Below are 14,506 nucleotides of genomic sequence, written 5' to 3'. Positions count from 1 at the left end.
TCTCCTCACTTCATAATTGGATTGGTTTGCTGAACGATCCGCTTGCTGCAGCTGCGGTGCGATCGAGATTTTTTCACCTTCACGATCTCGCAGCAAATCGGTCGTTATATCTTCCTTATTGGACACCCCCCTTCACATTTTAATGCGCTTTCATGATTGCACATTACTTACAGCGCCAACGCTATCGGGACAACGATTAGCTCAGCTCATATAAGGCTTATTCCAGATCGTCCGTCAACATGATGATCTTCTTGGCAAATGAGTATCAAGCCTTACTTATTCGAAGTCGTTGAAATGAAAGACAAAAAAAGAGATGATGCCGTATGGACCATCATCTCTAAGATGCAAGGATTTGCTATGGTAATCATCGTCGCTTGAACGTATTTTATTTTCATGCAGGAGTATTCCTTTAGCAACAGCTCTATCGCAGCCGTGAAAGCCAAGTACAAAATTGGGCAAATTGGGAACCATCATTTTTCTTGATATTGCGGTGTAAGCTTACCGTCCTTATCTACGATGCCTGCCTTATATAAGAACTCTAAGGACTTTCCACGCGGCTCCGCACTAATTTTTTTAATATATTCATCCATACCATCGATATTATTTTCATTTCGGCTGTTGTCATGAGATTCACCTATTTGCTATGAATCCATTTTAACACAAACGAATAATTCGCCTATAGGTTCCATGTTAGCACTACAGTTACTCAAAACCCATGTTTGCATTTTTTCGCACATAGTCTAATCATAAAAAGGCAAAATAAAAACCCTCAGAAGAGGGTGTCATTTCGGTAATGGTGGAGATTAGGGGGATCGAACCCCTGACCTCATCGCTGCCAGCGATGCGCTCTCCCAGCTGAGCTAAATCCCCGTGTTTTGTTGGCGACATGAAAGATAATACCACGCCAGCGGCAGCCATGTCAATCTTTTTTGCCGCCGCTGATCGGATGTCTGGTGAGCAGGTGGTTCAGTTCCTTCATAAACATATCGATGTCCTTGAATTGCCGATAAACGGAAGCGAACCGGACGTAAGCCACTTCGTCTACGGGATACAGCTGCTCCATGACGAGCTCGCCGATTTCGCGGCTTTCGATTTCGGCCTGGGCCGTCGTGCGCAGCTCTTTCTCGACTTCGGAGACGATGACCTCCAGCACCTCGACCGGTACGGGGCGTTTCTCGCAGGCTCGGATCAAGCCGCGCAGCACCTTCTCGCGGCTGAACTCCTCCCGGCTGCCGTCCTTTTTAATGACGATGAGCGGCGTTTCTTCCACCATTTCGAAGGTGGTGAAGCGCCGCGTGCATTTCTCGCACTCGCGGCGGCGGCGAATCGATTTATTTTCGTTCGCGGGTCTGGAGTCGAGCACTTTCGTTCCCGCGTAGTCGCAGTACGGACATTTCATCGTTTTGCAGCCCTCCATCATCTCTTCGAAAAATTCCAGCGAATTCCTCTCATGAAACGGAAACATTCGCACATAATACAGTTACCAACCGCAAGGAGGTGAAAGAAAATGAGCCAAAACCGCAGCAGCAACCAACTGGTTGTACCGCAAGCCAACGCAGCTCTGGATCAAATGAAATATGAGGTCGCTCAAGAGCTTGGCATCGCTATCCCGCAGGACGGTTACTACGGTAACATGGCTACGCGTGATGCTGGTTCCCTCGGGGGTTACATCACTCGCAAGCTGGTCCAAATCGCTGAGCAATCCCTTGCAGGCCAGTTCAAATAATGCCCAAGGCTTAATACCGGAAGCTTCGGTTCAGTCATGAATGACTGACCGGAGCTTCTTCCCGTTTACCGTTTAAAATTCAGGGTATAGCTTCTTATATTTATTATAATAATAAACGACACGCTGTATATAGTGCCGCGTCTCCCCGTACGGAAGCCGGTCGACGGTTTCGATCCGCCCGTCCCACGTGCCGTCGGAAATCCAGCGGTTCACCGCCCCGGGTCCGGCATTGTAAGCGGCAATCGCCGCAATCATATTGCCGCCAAACTGCTGATGAAGCGAATGTAAATACCATGCCCCGATCTCGATGCTGATATCCGCCCGCTCCGACAGCATCGAAGGGGTGATATTTGAAAATTTGCCCTGCTGCACGATCCATTCCGCCGTATCGGGCATCATCTGCATAATGCCGAGGGCCCCTTTTTTCGACTGCAAACCGGTATTGTAATTCGTTTCGACCCGGATAATCGCGGCGACCAAGTGCGGCTCGAGGCCGTAATTTTCCGAGCTGATCCGAATATCGTCGCGGTAATGAATGGGATACATCCATTTGCCGAGCCAATCCGAACGCCAAAACATCAGAGCCAGCAGCGTAAGCACGAGGAGCAGAAACACGCGCTTTCGCACCGGCTTTCCTTGTTTCATGGCAGCCTTTGTTCCCGCCAAAACCGCTCGACCTGACGTTCCGTATCTTCCAGGCTGCCGCTGTTATCGATGACAAAATCGGCCCGCCGTTTTTTCTCCTCGATATCCAGCTGCAGCGCGACCCGTTGTTCCGCCTGCTCTCGGGTTACTCCACTGCGCGCCATCAGCCGCTCGATTTGCTGCTCTCGATTAATATAGACCACCAGTACGGCGTCGTACACGGAGGCTTGTCCCGTTTCGTATAAAAGCGGGATATCCGCTACGATCAGCCCTTTCGGATCCTCTTCCGCATATCGCTCGATCGTCTCCCGCATTCGCCTGCGAATCGCAGGATGAAGGATCGATTCCAGCCTGCCGAGCCGTTCCTTGTCGCCGAATACCACCGATCCGAGCGCGCCGCGGTTCAGCGTGCCGTCTTCGTTCAGCACGGCTTGTCCGAACTCGGACGCGATTTCGGCCAGCGCAGGCTCGCCGGGAAGAGCGACTTCCCGGGCCACCTGATCGGCATCGACGAGCTTCGCTCCGCGCTGGACGAGCATGGCGGAAACGGTGCTTTTTCCGCAGGCGATGCCGCCCGTTAAACCGAGTTTCATCCGCTCACCTCAACCATTCGTGTCAAAAAAATTCACAATAATCTCATCATACCCATTACGATCAGCAAAATTCCCGGCAAAACGGACAGGGCCTTCATGATTTCCAGCGCAGCGAAGCGGAACCCGACCCGCAAGCCCGCAAGCAGGAAAAGCGCGCTGACCGTGGAAATCACGACAGCCGTCAGCAGCGGAGAGAAGCCGAGCATCGCGGCGCCCAGTCCGGCGCCGAAGCTGTCGATCGACAGCGCGAAGCCGAGCAGCACCGCCTCCGATGCCGAAATAATGCCGGACTTGTCGACGTCGGCGATTTGCGGCTTGCGCAAAATTTGAATGACGAGTCCCAGGCGTTTCCATTCGAGGACAACGAGCGTTTTGGCCGCCGTCGATTGGCGGTCGGCCGCAGCGACCGTCATGGGATCGGCCGTCGCCGTTTCCTTGTCTTCCTCTCCGCGATCGCTGCGCCTGCGCCACCATTGAACGATCGCTCCGCAGCCGATCCCCATCAGGATGACGGCGCCGATCCATTTCGCCACGCGCGGCGACATGTAACCGCTCAGCACGGTGCCGATCTGCATGGAGATCCAGACAACAAATCCGGTGCAGCAGGCAATGATAATGACGGACAGAACCGGTATGCGTATCCGGCGGAGCCCGTAAGTTACCCCGACGCCGAAGCCGTCAAGACTGACGGCAAACGCAAGCAGAAGCAGTGAAGCGGCATGTGCAAGCAATGATGTGTCCCTCCCATGAAGGCGAAGAGGGTATCCCGGCCATGCAGCCGGCAAAAAAGACCCGCATGCGGTTACCCGGTACATTCGCCTATCCAGCATGATTGGTACATCATATGCATGGTCTCCGCTCCCGTGCACGATATTCGGCGCCGGCTTGGCCTTACCGCCTGCGGGAAGGACGCTGGCATTTAACGCAGATATGAGTGCCGCGTCCTCCGACGACGAGCTTCTCGATCGCCGCGCCGCATCGCCTGCAGGGCTCGCCGCCGCGCCCGTAAACGAGCAGCTCGTGCTGGAACATGCCCATTTCGCCTTGACCGTTGACATAAGACTTAATCGAAGACCCGCCCGCATCGACGGCGCGCGCGAGCGTCGACCGGATCGCGTCGTACAGCCGCGCCCATTCGGCGGGCTTCAGCGTATCGGCCGTCCGCTCGGGGTGGATACCGGCCGTAAACAACGCTTCATCGACATAAATATTGCCAAGTCCGACGATATATGCCTGGTTTAACAGCAGCGGCTTTATTTTCGTGGTCCGGCGGGCAAGCGCCCGCTTAAGCGTCTGCAGCGTAAATCCGTCCTCCAGCGGCTCGATGCCGAGCTTGTTCAGCGGCTTCTGCTGCAAATCTTCTCCGGGCGCGAACAGATGCATCGTGCCGAACTGGCGGACATCCTTGTACCTGAGCTCGGTGCCGTCGTCGAAATGAAAAATAACGTGCGTATGCGGTTCGACCGGCTCGTCCTTGGCGTAGACGCCGTACCGGCCTTCCATGCGGAGATGGGAGACGAGCACGAGCCCGTCCAGCATCAGGCGGAGAAACTTGCCGCGCCGCTCCACCGTTTCGATCGTCCGTCCGGCCAGGGCGGCGGCGAACTGCTCCGGCTCGGCCGGACGCTGAAGGATCCGCGGAAGCGAAACGGTCACCCGCTCGATCCGTTTTCCGGCCACAAGCTGGTTCAGCGTCCTGCGGACGGTTTCAACCTCGGGCAATTCCGGCATCCCTGCACCTCCTGATACACTTCTGCCCGGGCGGCAGAATCGTTTGTTAGAAAAACAAAAAAAGAAAGGCTGCGGCGATGCAGCCGGATCGTTCGTTATAGACCTCTTGCCGGGAATCGACCGCAGCTGCGGTCTCCCGATAGCTGGCTTTCACTTGCGGCTATCTGTAATCAAAATCTATTATAACGGATTGCGGCCCGCGATGCTCTACTTTGCTTCGTACCAGTTCACGCCGTAATGAACGTCCGCCTTCAGCGGCACGTCGAGCTTCAGCGCGCGCTCCATTACCTCGGGCACGAGCGTCTTCATCGTGTCCAGCTCGTCCTCCGGCACCTCGAATACAAGCTCGTCGTGCACCTGCAGCAGCATGCGGCTCCGCAGCCCGCGTTCGCTCAGCGTTTCATCCATTCTAACCATCGCCAGCTTGATGATATCAGCCGCCGTGCCTTGAATCGGCGTGTTCATGGCGGTCCGCTCCGCGAATGAGCGCAGATTGTAATTGGACGCTTTGATTTCCGGTAAATACCTTCTGCGCTCGAGCAGCGTCGTGACATAGCCGTCTCGCCGGGCCTGCATGACGATGTTGTCCATGTAAGCGCGGACGCCCTTGAACGCCTCAAAATACTGCTCGATAAATTTGGCGGCGTCCTTGCGGGTGATGCCGAGGTTGTTGGACAAGCCGAAATCGCTGATGCCGTAAACGATGCCGAAATTGACCGCTTTCGCCTGGCGGCGCATGTTGGCGTCGACCGACTCGGGCGGCACGCCGAATACGTCGGATGCGGTTTTCGTATGGATGTCCATATCCTGCAGAAAAGCTTCCTTCAGCCGCTCGTCGCCCGAAATGTGCGCCAGCACGCGCAGCTCGATCTGCGAATAGTCCGCGGCCAGGATGTACCAGCCCGGCTCGGACGGCACGAACGCTTTGCGAATGCGGCGTCCTTCCTCGAGCCGGATCGGGATGTTCTGCAGGTTCGGAAACTGGCTGGACAGCCGGCCGGTCGCCGCGATCGTCTGCCGGTAATAGGTGTGCACCTTGCCCGTCTCCTTGCGGATTTCCTTCAGCAGCCCTTCAATATAGGTCGACTGCAGCTTCGACAGCTGGCGGTAGTGCAGGATGAGCTTCACGATCTCGTGGTAAGGCTCCAGCTTTTCCAGAACATCGGCATCGGTGGAATAGCCGGTTTTCGTCTTTTTCAGCGCCGGCAGGCCGAGCTTCTCGAACAGCACCTCGCCGAGCTGCTTCGTCGAATTGATATTGAATTCCATGCCGGCATGGGTGTAGATGTCGCTCATGTACTGCGCGATGTTTCGTTCGAGCTCTTTGCCGAGCTCCTCCAGGGCGGAGGCGTCCACCCGGATGCCCTGCTTCTCCATCCCGGCCAAAACGGCGGAAAGCGGCTGCTCCAGCTCATAATACAGCTTGTCCATCGCTCCGCTCGCCAGATCGCCCTGCTGCAGCGCGGCCAGCCGCCGGACCGCATCCGCTTTGGCGGCAAGGTGAGCGGCCAGCTTGTCCGCATCCGGCACTTGGAACTTCGCTCCTTTGCCGTATACCGCCTCGTCGGAAGGCACGGCAGGCAGATGATAACGCTGCGTCAGCGACGCGATCGTCTGGTTCGATTCGGTCGGATCGAGCAAATAGGCGGCAAGCAGCACGTCGAACGACATCCCCTGCAGTTCGATGCCGAGCCATCCGAGCGCCAGCTCCGACTTGTGCAGATCGTAGCCGATTTTCGGGGCGCCGGCATCCGCCAGCCACTTCCTCACCGGCTCTCCGGCGGCAGCGAGCAGCTCGCCGCCGGTCAGCGTCACGACGCGGTCCCCGGCTGCGACGGCAAGCCCGAGCAGCTGCGCGTGGTGCGGGTTCTCGCCCGCCGCCTCGATGTAGACGCTCTCCGCCTGCGCGAGCGTTTCCCGCAGCTCCCCGGCCGACAGCGAAGACGCCGGCACGACCTCGTATTGCGCCGCGGCGGAAGCGTCCCCGGCAGCGGCATCGGCGCCCGCCTCCGGCAGCTCCAGCCGTTCCGTCAGCGATTTGAACTCCAGCCTGCGGAACGCTTCGGCCAGCGCCGTTCGATCATAGCCGCCGTAGGCCAGCTCCTCGCTTTTGCCTTCGAGGGGCACCTCGCGGTAAATCGTCGCCAGCTTCTTGCTCATCAATGCGTCTTCTTTGTGGGCTTCGACCTTCTCTTTCATTTTACCCTTCAGGCTGCCGCTGTTCGCGAGCACGTCCTCCACCGTGCCGTAATCGGCCAGCAGCTTCAGCGCCGTCTTCTCGCCGACGCCCGGTATGCCGGGAATGTTGTCGGACTGGTCGCCCATCAGCCCTTTCAGATCGATGATCTGCAGCGGTGTCAAGCCGTATTTCTCCCCGATTTCGGCCGGGCCGTACCGCTCCACTTCGCTGACGCCCTTACGCGTCAGGGCGATCGTCACCTGTTCGGAGGCGAGCTGCAGCATGTCCTTGTCGCCGGTCACGACGAGCGTCTCCACTTTCCGTTCGTCGGCAAGCCGCGTCAGCGTGCCGATAATGTCGTCCGCCTCGTAGCCCGGCAGCTCGAACTGCGCGATGCCGAACGCGTTCAGCAGCTCCTTGATGACCGGGAACTGCTCGGACAGCTCCGGCGGCGTCTTGGCGCGCCCGCCCTTGTAGTCCCCGTAGCCCTCATGCCGGAACGTCACTTTGCCCGCATCGAACGCGACGAGCATGTGCGTCGGCTTCTCTTCCTCCAGCAGCTTGAGCAGCATCGTCGTAAAGCCGTACGCCGCGTTCGTATGCAGGCCGGCCGAGTTCGTCAGCGGCGGCATGGCGTAGAACGCCCGGTTGGCAATACTGTTCCCGTCGATCAGGATCCATTTATCCATCGAAAAGGCCCACCTCACCTTTGATTTCCTACGGTCTATCATAGCATAAAGCGGACAGGGTTCCCATAAGAGGAGCCGGGCTCGATCCTGACAAAAATCTCCTAATATGAATCTGCCCACGCCGCTGATATCCCGATCTGCTTCTCGCAGACTCCAAAAACGCGCTCAAAATGCGGCTTGAAGCCCATCGCGGCATATTCCGGCAGCTTCAAACGAACTAATGCAAAAAATCCGAAGCCCGTCGAACGAGCTTCGGATCTAGATTACGGCGATATCGTCAGCCGAACCGGCCGGAAATATAGTCGTCGGTCGCTTTCTCGGACGGGTTGGTGAACATTTTGGACGTATCGTCGTATTCCACTACGCGGCCCATGTAAAAAAACGCCGTTTTGTCGGATATGCGCGCCGCCTGGTGCATGTTGTGCGTGACGATGACGATGCAGTATTCCCGCTTCAGCTCGGCGATCAGCTCTTCGACCTTGGCCGTCGAAACCGGATCGAGCGCCGATGCGGGTTCGTCCATCAGGATGATTTTCGGCTTGACCGCGATCGAGCGCGCAATGCAAAGCCGCTGCTGCTGTCCGCCGGACAAGGCGAGCGCCGACTGGTGCAGCCGGTCCTTCGTCTCGTCCCACAGCGCCGCCTTCCGCAGGCAGTCCTCTACGATCGCGTTGAGCCGCTTCCTGTCTCGGATGCCGTGATAACGGGGACCGAAGGCGATATTTTCATAAATCGATTTATGGAACGGGTTCGGCTTCTGCCAGACCATGCCGATCTTCTGCCGCAGCAGCACGACATCGACGCCGGGCTCCAAAATGTTGTCCCCGTCGATCCAGATTTCCCCCGTCGTCCTCACGCCGCCGATCGTGTCGTTCATCCGGTTCAGGCTGCGCAGAAACGTCGATTTGCCGCAGCCGGACGGGCCGATAAGCGCCGTTACCTCGCGCGGCTCGAAATCCAGCGACACGTCCTTGATAGCCTGTTTATCCCCGTAATAGACGCCAAGCTTTCGGACGGCCAGTCCGCCGTGTCTCATCATGTCGGCTTCCTCCTACTTCGTAGCGGTAAATTTGCGGTACAGCAGCCTGCCGATCCAGCGTGCGCCGAGATTGAACAGCAGCACCATAAGAATGAGCACCGCCGACGCGCCCGCGGCGATTTGCGAGGCGTCCGGGGCCAGCCCCTCGCTGTTGATTTTCCAAATATGGACGGCCAGCGTCTCGGCGGGGCGCATCGGATTGAGCGGCGAAAACGGGCTGAGCGGGTTCCAATCGGTAAAATCGAGCCGCGGCGAGCTCATCCCGGCCGTAAACAGCAGCGCGGCGGCTTCCCCGAAGACGCGGCCGGCGGCCAGAATCGTCCCGGTGACGATATTCGGCATGGCGATCGGCAGCATAACCGATACGATCGTTTTCCAGCGTGAGAGTCCAAGCGCGAGGCTCGCTTCCTTCTGCTCGCGCGGCACGCCGCGGACCGCCTGCTCCGTAAGCCGCACCATCAGCGGCAGATTGAATACCGCAAGCGCCAGTGCGCCCGACAGAAGCGAAAAGCCGAGCCCGAACACGTTGACGATGACCAGAAGGCCGAACAGGCCGACGACGATCGACGGAAAAGACGACAGCACCTCGACAATGAGGCGGATGCCGTCCGTTATCCGGCCCGGTTTCGCATATTCGCTCATATAGATGCCGGCGCCGAGTCCGATCGGAATGGTAATGACCATCGTAAGGAACAATAGGAAGACGGAGTTGAACAGCTGCGGTCCGATGCCGCCTCCGGCTTTGATCGTCTCCGGTTCGGCCGTCAGAAAATGAAAGCTGATATGGCCGATGCCGCGAATGACGATATACCCGAGCAGCCCGAGCAGCACGCATACGATCAGGCCGGAGATGGCGTATATGACGGCCGTGGCGATGCGGTCGGCGAGTTTGGCGTTCATCGTACGCTCCTCCTTTCGAGCATCCGCACGACAAAGACGAACACGAACGTCATCAGCAGCAGGATGAGCGCAAGCGACCAGAGCGCGTTATTGTGAGCGGAGCCCATGATCGTATTGCCCATATCGAGCGTGATGACGCTGGTCAGCGTCGAGGCCGATTCGAACAGCGAACGCGGAATATGCGGGGCGTTGCCGATCACCATCTGGACGGCAAGCGCCTCGCCGAACGCCCGCGACATCCCGAGCACGACGCCTGTCAGGAGCGACGGCAGCGCGGTCGGAATGACGATGCGCCAGATCGTCTGCCATCGGGTGGCGCCAAGCGCAAAGGAGCCTTCACGAAGACCGAAAGGGAGCGAGGCGAGCGCATCGGCGGCTATGGTCGTGATCGTCGGTAAGATCATGATGGACAGCACGATCGCGCCTGCGGCGATGCCGATCCCCTGGCCGGGAAATACCGCGCGCAGAACCGGAACGACGATACTGAGTCCGACGAAGCCGAATACGACCGAAGGGATGCCGGCCAGCAGCTCGATCACCGGCTGCATGAACTTCTTGCCGACTCCCGGCAAAATTTGCGTCATGAATACGGCGGCGCAGCAGCCGAGCGGCGCGGCGATGGCTGCCGCGAGAAGCGAAGTGGCGAAGGAGCCGAAAATGAACGGCAGCGCGCCGAACAGCGCGGGATCGCCGTCCGGATCCCATTTCAGTCCCGACAGCAGTCCAGCTAGGCTGACTCCGTTCGTGATAAAGGTGCTTAATCCGCGCGAAGCGACGAAATAGACCATCGCGGCAATGGTTACGACCAGGACAAAAACGCATAGGATCGTATACACTTTGCCGACCCATTCCTCGACGATATGCGGTTTAAAGCTGCTGCGGCCGGACACCTCCATCTCCTTCCGCGCCTGATGCTTGCTGATCGCCTGCCGTTCCATGGCACCCTCTCCTCTACATAGCCAAGGAGAGGCAGATCAAGCTCCGCCTCTCTTGGGCCGTACTTATCGTGATTCGACTGCTCGCCGGCTTATTTCGATACGCTGCCCGCCGCGTCGCGTTTAACCTGCATTTTCGTGACCGGGATGTAGCCCAGCTGCACGACATCGCCGTTTTGAATCTTATCGGACATCATATAATCGAGGAATGCTTTCACTTCCGGCGCAGGCTCGCCTTTCGTGTACATGTGCTCGTAAGCCCATACCGGATATTTCCCCGTGATAACATTGTCTTCCGTCGGATCGACGCCTTCGTATTTCACCGTTTTGACCGAATCGTCCAAATACGACAAGGCCAAATAGCCGATCGCGCCTTTCGTCTCGGAAACGAGTTTCTTGACCGTACCGGACGCATCCTCTTGAATCGAACCGGGGATGTCTTCGGATTTCGTGCCGAGCGCGAATTTTTCGTACGTGGCGCGCGTACCGGAGCTGGAAGGGCGGTTAACGAGCGTAATTTTCTCATCCGGACCGCCGACGTCTTTCCAGTTGGTCACTTTGCCGGTAAAAATATCGACCAGCTGCTGCTTCGTCAGGTTATCGACCGTGACATCCTTGTTCACAACCGTCGCCATCGCCACGACCGCAACCGTGTGGTCGACCAGCGCCTTCGCTTGATCGGCGTCGGCATCCTTGAATTTCTCTTCGGCGAAAATGTCGGAGTTGCCGATCTGCACTTGTCCGCCGGCCACCTGCGTAAGGCCGGTACCGCTGCCGCCGCCTTGAACCTGAACCGTAATGCCGCTGTAGTCCGGTTCGGCCATAAATTCCTTCGACACCTGCTCGGCGAGCGGCTGCAGCGCCGTCGAACCCGCCGCCAGAATCGAGCCGGAAAGCTTCGTGCCGGAGTCCGCCGCGCTTCCGCCGCCGGCTGTGCTGTCGCCGCCTCCGTTTTGTGTATTCGTCGACGTAGACCCGCCTGTAGTTCCGCTGTTGTTCGTTTTCGAGCCGCATGCCGCAAGCCCGACCGCCAGCACGATGGCTGCAATGAGTAACAACGTCTTCTTCATTTCTCTGGTTTCTCCTCCCCGTTTTCACGGTATTTGTATTGTTTACTGACAAGTCCTATTGTAAAGGCGAGGTATTAATCTGATATTTTCGTAATGTTAACGGAATGCAAAAAATTCGTCGAATCGTTAACGGTTCGTCTCCGGTCAGCAGCAGCGTTGATTCCCGGCTTCCTGCCGCGGCCGTCTACGAGTTCAGGTCGGGCCTCTTTCCCGTCACCAGGTAGACGACCGATTCGCCGATATTCGTCGCATGGTCGGCGATCCGTTCGATATAACGGCCGACGAAGCTGAGCACGTTCGCCTGTGAAATCGTCTTCGGATTTTCCATCATCAGCGCGAACAGCTCGCGAATAATTTGGCTGTACAGCGCGTCGACCAGATCGTCGTCCTTCGCCGCCTTATACGCCATATTGACATTTTCCTGCACGAACGACTGGATCGACTCGTCAATCATCGTCTGCACGATGTGCGCCATGCGCGGCAGATCGATCAGCGGCTTGATCAGCGTCTGGCCTTCGAGCCGGAGCGCCGATTTGGCGATGTCGACGGACAGGTCGCCCATCCGTTCGAGGTCGCTTGCGATTTTGAAGGCGACGAGAATGCGTCTCAAATCCTTCGCGACCGGCTGCTGCGTGGCGATCAGCCTCGAGCCGAGCTCGGAAATTTTCTCCTCGATCGAGTTGAGCTCCCGGTCCTCCTGGACGATTCGCCTCGCCTCTTCCGTATCCATGTTTTGCAGCGCCAGCATCGAGCTTCCGAGGGCGTTTTCGACCCTTTTGCCCATTTCGACGATGTTGGCCTTCAGCTCGTCAAGCCCGTGATCGAATTCTTTTCTTGCCGTCATCATTCCCGCATCCGCCTTCCTTTCTATTAACCGTACCGGCCGCTGATATAATCTTCGGTCCGCTGGTCCCTGGGAGTGGAGAACAGCTTCTCGGTATCCGAATATTCAATGACTTCCCCGTTCAGGAAAAATACCGTCTGGTCCGAAACCCGCGCCGCCTGGTGCATATTGTGCGTAACCATGACGATCGTGTAACGGTCCTTCAGCTCCTGGGCGAGCTCCTCGATCTTCAGCGTCGAGATCGGATCGAGCGCGGAGGTCGCCTCGTCCATCAGCAGGATGTCCGGCTCAACCGCGAGCGCGCGGGCGATACACAGACGCTGCTGCTGCCCGCCCGACAGGCCGAGCGCCGAGCGTTTCAGGTAATCCTTCACTTCCTCCCAAAGCGCCGCCGAGCGGAGGCTCTTCTCGACGATTTCGTCGAGCTCCCGCCTGCTCCGCACGCCGTGAAGGCGCGGACCGTAAGCGACGTTGTCGTAAATCGATTTCGGAAAAGGGTTGGGCTGCTGAAACACCATGCCGATCCTTTTGCGAAGCGTCTCCACGCTCATGTCCTTTGCATAAATGTCGGTGCCGCCGACGGCGACCTTGCCTTCGATTCTCGTGCCGGGAATCATATCGTTCATCCGGTTCAGCGTCCGCAGCAGCGTCGACTTGCCGCAGCCCGAAGGACCGATGAATGCCGTAACCGCTTCTTTCCCGATTTCCATCGATACATTTTTGAGCGCATGGAAGGTTCCGTAATAGAGGTTCAGTCGTTCGATCTGAATTAAAGGCTGCATGACGGTTTCCTCCGAGTATGCGGACAAAGTCCGGCGAATCTATCGAATCCGACTCCAGTATAGTTTCGGAGTGTAAAGTCCGTGCTCGCGGATTGTTAATGAAATGTTAATTTTGCCGGCTGGCGGCGGAGCAGGCTTCTTCTCTTGGTCCAATAGAAAAAAGCACGGCGAATTTACCCTTTCTACATAGTAAAAAACCCGTCCATCGGCGCTGAGTCGCCGTCGGACGGGCTTACGTTCGGAAAACAGGATGATATGAAGTCGAAAGGACTGTCTTGTATTATGCCGGCTGCGCTAGCGGCTTCGGCACAGGTTCTATACAAATGCGGCCGCTCCGCGGCGGCCTACGGCCGTCAGAGCTCGACCATCGCTTTAATGACGCCGGTTTCGGGCTTCAGCCACGATTCGAAGCGGCCGATCATCTCTTCGAACGGGGAGCGGTGCGTAATATACCGGTCCACGTCGACCGCGCCGCCGCGCAGCGCGTCCATGACCGTGCCGAAATCCTCCGGCGTGGCGTTGCGGCTCCCTAGCAGCGTCAGCTCCCGTTTATGAAATTCGGGGTCGCTGAACGACAGGTCCGCCCGCACGAGCCCGACATAAACGAGCTTGCCGCCGTGCGACGTATAGCCGAATGCCGCCTCCATCGAGCGCTTGCTGCCGGTCGCGTCGAAGACGATGGCGGGGAATTCGCCCCCGGTCAGCTCCGCAAGTCTGCCCGCCGGGTCGTTCAGCGCATTTACGATCTCGTCGGCGCCGGCCCATTCGCGGCAGAAGCGCAGCCTCTCCTCGTTGATGTCCATCGCGAGCACGCGCGCCCCGCGGCGTTTGGCGAAGGCCATCACGCCGAGCCCGATCGGGCCGGCGCCGATAACGAGCACGCTGTCGCCCGGCTGCGGATCCGCCCTGCGCACGGCGTGGGCGCCGATCGCCAGCGGCTCGAGCGCCGCCGACTGATCCAGCGTCAGCCCGGCCGTCTTGATCAGGTGAGTCGCCGGCACCGCGATCCGCTCCCGCATCCCGCCGTCGCAGTGGACGCCGAGAACCTGCAGGCTTGAGCAGCAGTTCGTCTTGCCCAGACGACAAGCCGCGCACGTTCCACAAGCCAGATAGGGAATTACGGCCACCTGGTCGCCTTCCCGCAGCCCGTGCGTCTCACCTTCGATGCGCTCCACCGTGCCGGCCAGCTCATGGCCGAGAATGCGCGGATATTCGAAAAACGGCTGATTCCCTTTATAAGCGTGCAGATCGGTGCCGCAAATGCCGATTCTTCGAATCCGCACGAGCGCTTCCCCGGGCCCAAGCACAGGCGCATCCGTCTCCGTCAAAACAAACCGGTCCGGCCGCTCGCATACGATCGTTTTCATCGCCTG

At 58.2% G+C, this 14,506-nt stretch carries 14 protein-coding genes and 1 tRNA gene; 1 reads left to right on the top strand and 14 read right to left on the bottom strand.

What is annotated here, in order from left to right; genetic code table 11:
• Positions 1–794 precede the first annotated feature (794 nt).
• Both PD282_RS07530 and nrdR read right to left on the bottom strand, forming a co-directional pair.
• Positions 795–870: transfer RNA gene (locus PD282_RS07530), tRNA-Ala, on the bottom strand.
• Positions 871–919: 49 nt separating this feature from the next.
• Positions 920–1,399, bottom strand: a complete 480-nt coding sequence (gene nrdR / locus PD282_RS07525) for a transcriptional regulator NrdR (RefSeq protein ID WP_274649743.1) — start codon at positions 1,397–1,399, stop codon at positions 920–922.
• Between the two features lie 108 nt (positions 1,400–1,507).
• Here nrdR and PD282_RS07520 point away from each other — a divergent pair, with 108 nt between their 5' ends.
• Positions 1,508–1,726, top strand: coding sequence for an alpha/beta-type small acid-soluble spore protein (locus PD282_RS07520; RefSeq protein ID WP_274649741.1), 219 nt, complete (start codon positions 1,508–1,510; stop codon positions 1,724–1,726).
• A gap of 72 nt (positions 1,727–1,798) precedes the next feature.
• On the opposite strand, the gene PD282_RS07515 is transcribed toward PD282_RS07520, so the two are convergent.
• The 12 genes from PD282_RS07515 to PD282_RS07460 form a co-directional block, all read right to left on the bottom strand.
• A complete protein-coding gene (locus PD282_RS07515; protein WP_274649740.1) occupies positions 1,799–2,371 on the bottom strand; it encodes a lytic transglycosylase domain-containing protein in 573 nt (190 codons plus the stop codon).
• Positions 2,368–2,964 carry a dephospho-CoA kinase gene (gene coaE / locus PD282_RS07510; RefSeq protein ID WP_274649738.1) on the bottom strand — a complete coding sequence of 199 codons (597 nt, stop codon included), beginning with the start codon at positions 2,962–2,964 and terminating at the stop codon, positions 2,368–2,370. Before coaE ends, PD282_RS07515 begins: the two co-directional genes overlap by 4 nt.
• A gap of 32 nt (positions 2,965–2,996) precedes the next feature.
• Complete coding sequence (gene ytaF, locus PD282_RS07505) at positions 2,997–3,695, bottom strand: sporulation membrane protein YtaF (protein WP_274649736.1); 699 nt, start codon at positions 3,693–3,695, stop codon at positions 2,997–2,999.
• Positions 3,696–3,855: 160 nt separating this feature from the next.
• Entirely contained in the window at positions 3,856–4,695 is an 840-nt protein-coding gene (gene mutM, locus PD282_RS07500; RefSeq protein ID WP_274649734.1) for a DNA-formamidopyrimidine glycosylase, read from the bottom strand.
• Between the two features lie 207 nt (positions 4,696–4,902).
• Entirely contained in the window at positions 4,903–7,563 is a 2,661-nt protein-coding gene (gene polA / locus PD282_RS07495; protein ID WP_274649732.1) for a DNA polymerase I, read from the bottom strand.
• A 277-nt stretch (positions 7,564–7,840) separates the two neighbouring features.
• Complete coding sequence (gene pstB / locus PD282_RS07490) at positions 7,841–8,599, bottom strand: phosphate ABC transporter ATP-binding protein PstB (protein WP_274655089.1); 759 nt, start codon at positions 8,597–8,599, stop codon at positions 7,841–7,843.
• 15 nt (positions 8,600–8,614) lie between these two features.
• On the bottom strand, positions 8,615–9,502 hold the full coding sequence (gene pstA / locus PD282_RS07485) for a phosphate ABC transporter permease PstA (protein ID WP_274649730.1): 888 nt from the start codon (positions 9,500–9,502) through the stop codon (positions 8,615–8,617).
• Positions 9,499–10,398: a phosphate ABC transporter permease subunit PstC gene (gene pstC, locus PD282_RS07480; RefSeq protein ID WP_274655088.1), complete on the bottom strand. Its 900-nt coding sequence runs from the start codon at positions 10,396–10,398 to the stop codon at positions 9,499–9,501. The genes pstA and pstC overlap by 4 nt, the downstream gene beginning before the upstream one ends.
• Before the next feature lie 131 nt (positions 10,399–10,529).
• Positions 10,530–11,507, bottom strand: coding sequence for a phosphate ABC transporter substrate-binding protein PstS family protein (locus tag PD282_RS07475; RefSeq protein ID WP_274649729.1), 978 nt, complete (start codon positions 11,505–11,507; stop codon positions 10,530–10,532).
• 184 nt (positions 11,508–11,691) lie between these two features.
• Positions 11,692–12,351 (bottom strand): phosphate signaling complex protein PhoU, encoded by a 660-nt coding sequence (phoU, locus tag PD282_RS07470; RefSeq protein WP_274655086.1) that lies wholly within the window; start codon positions 12,349–12,351, stop codon positions 11,692–11,694.
• Between the two features lie 26 nt (positions 12,352–12,377).
• On the bottom strand, positions 12,378–13,133 hold the full coding sequence (pstB, locus tag PD282_RS07465; protein WP_274649727.1) for a phosphate ABC transporter ATP-binding protein PstB: 756 nt from the start codon (positions 13,131–13,133) through the stop codon (positions 12,378–12,380).
• 353 nt (positions 13,134–13,486) lie between these two features.
• Entirely contained in the window at positions 13,487–14,500 is a 1,014-nt protein-coding gene (locus PD282_RS07460; RefSeq protein ID WP_274649726.1) for a zinc-binding alcohol dehydrogenase family protein, read from the bottom strand.
• Between the last annotated feature and the right edge of the window lie 6 nt (positions 14,501–14,506).

It is taken from the genome of Paenibacillus humicola (assembly GCF_028826105.1).
In the GTDB taxonomy this organism is placed as follows: domain Bacteria; phylum Bacillota; class Bacilli; order Paenibacillales; family Paenibacillaceae; genus Paenibacillus_Z; species Paenibacillus_Z humicola.
This window is presented reverse-complemented; position numbering and strand designations above follow the sequence as displayed.

What these genes read in the sequence shown, in the direction of transcription:
- nrdR (WP_274649743.1), bottom strand. Translation starts at nt 1,399, where the DNA reads ATGAAATGTCCGTACTGCGACTACGCGGGAACGAAAGTGCTCGACTCC.
- PD282_RS07520 (WP_274649741.1), top strand. Translation starts at nt 1,508, where the DNA reads ATGAGCCAAAACCGCAGCAGCAACCAACTGGTTGTACCGCAAGCCAAC.
- PD282_RS07515 (WP_274649740.1), bottom strand. Translation starts at nt 2,371, where the DNA reads ATGAAACAAGGAAAGCCGGTGCGAAAGCGCGTGTTTCTGCTCCTCGTG.
- coaE (WP_274649738.1), bottom strand. Translation starts at nt 2,964, where the DNA reads ATGAAACTCGGTTTAACGGGCGGCATCGCCTGCGGAAAAAGCACCGTT.
- mutM (WP_274649734.1), bottom strand. Translation starts at nt 4,695, where the DNA reads ATGCCGGAATTGCCCGAGGTTGAAACCGTCCGCAGGACGCTGAACCAG.
- polA (WP_274649732.1), bottom strand. Translation starts at nt 7,563, where the DNA reads ATGGATAAATGGATCCTGATCGACGGGAACAGTATTGCCAACCGGGCG.
- pstB (WP_274655089.1), bottom strand. Translation starts at nt 8,599, where the DNA reads ATGAGACACGGCGGACTGGCCGTCCGAAAGCTTGGCGTCTATTACGGG.
- pstA (WP_274649730.1), bottom strand. Translation starts at nt 9,502, where the DNA reads ATGAACGCCAAACTCGCCGACCGCATCGCCACGGCCGTCATATACGCC.
- pstC (WP_274655088.1), bottom strand. Translation starts at nt 10,398, where the DNA reads ATGGAGGTGTCCGGCCGCAGCAGCTTTAAACCGCATATCGTCGAGGAA.
- PD282_RS07475 (WP_274649729.1), bottom strand. Translation starts at nt 11,507, where the DNA reads ATGAAGAAGACGTTGTTACTCATTGCAGCCATCGTGCTGGCGGTCGGG.
- phoU (WP_274655086.1), bottom strand. Translation starts at nt 12,351, where the DNA reads ATGACGGCAAGAAAAGAATTCGATCACGGGCTTGACGAGCTGAAGGCC.
- pstB (WP_274649727.1), bottom strand. Translation starts at nt 13,133, where the DNA reads ATGCAGCCTTTAATTCAGATCGAACGACTGAACCTCTATTACGGAACC.
- PD282_RS07460 (WP_274649726.1), bottom strand. Translation starts at nt 14,500, where the DNA reads ATGAAAACGATCGTATGCGAGCGGCCGGACCGGTTTGTTTTGACGGAG.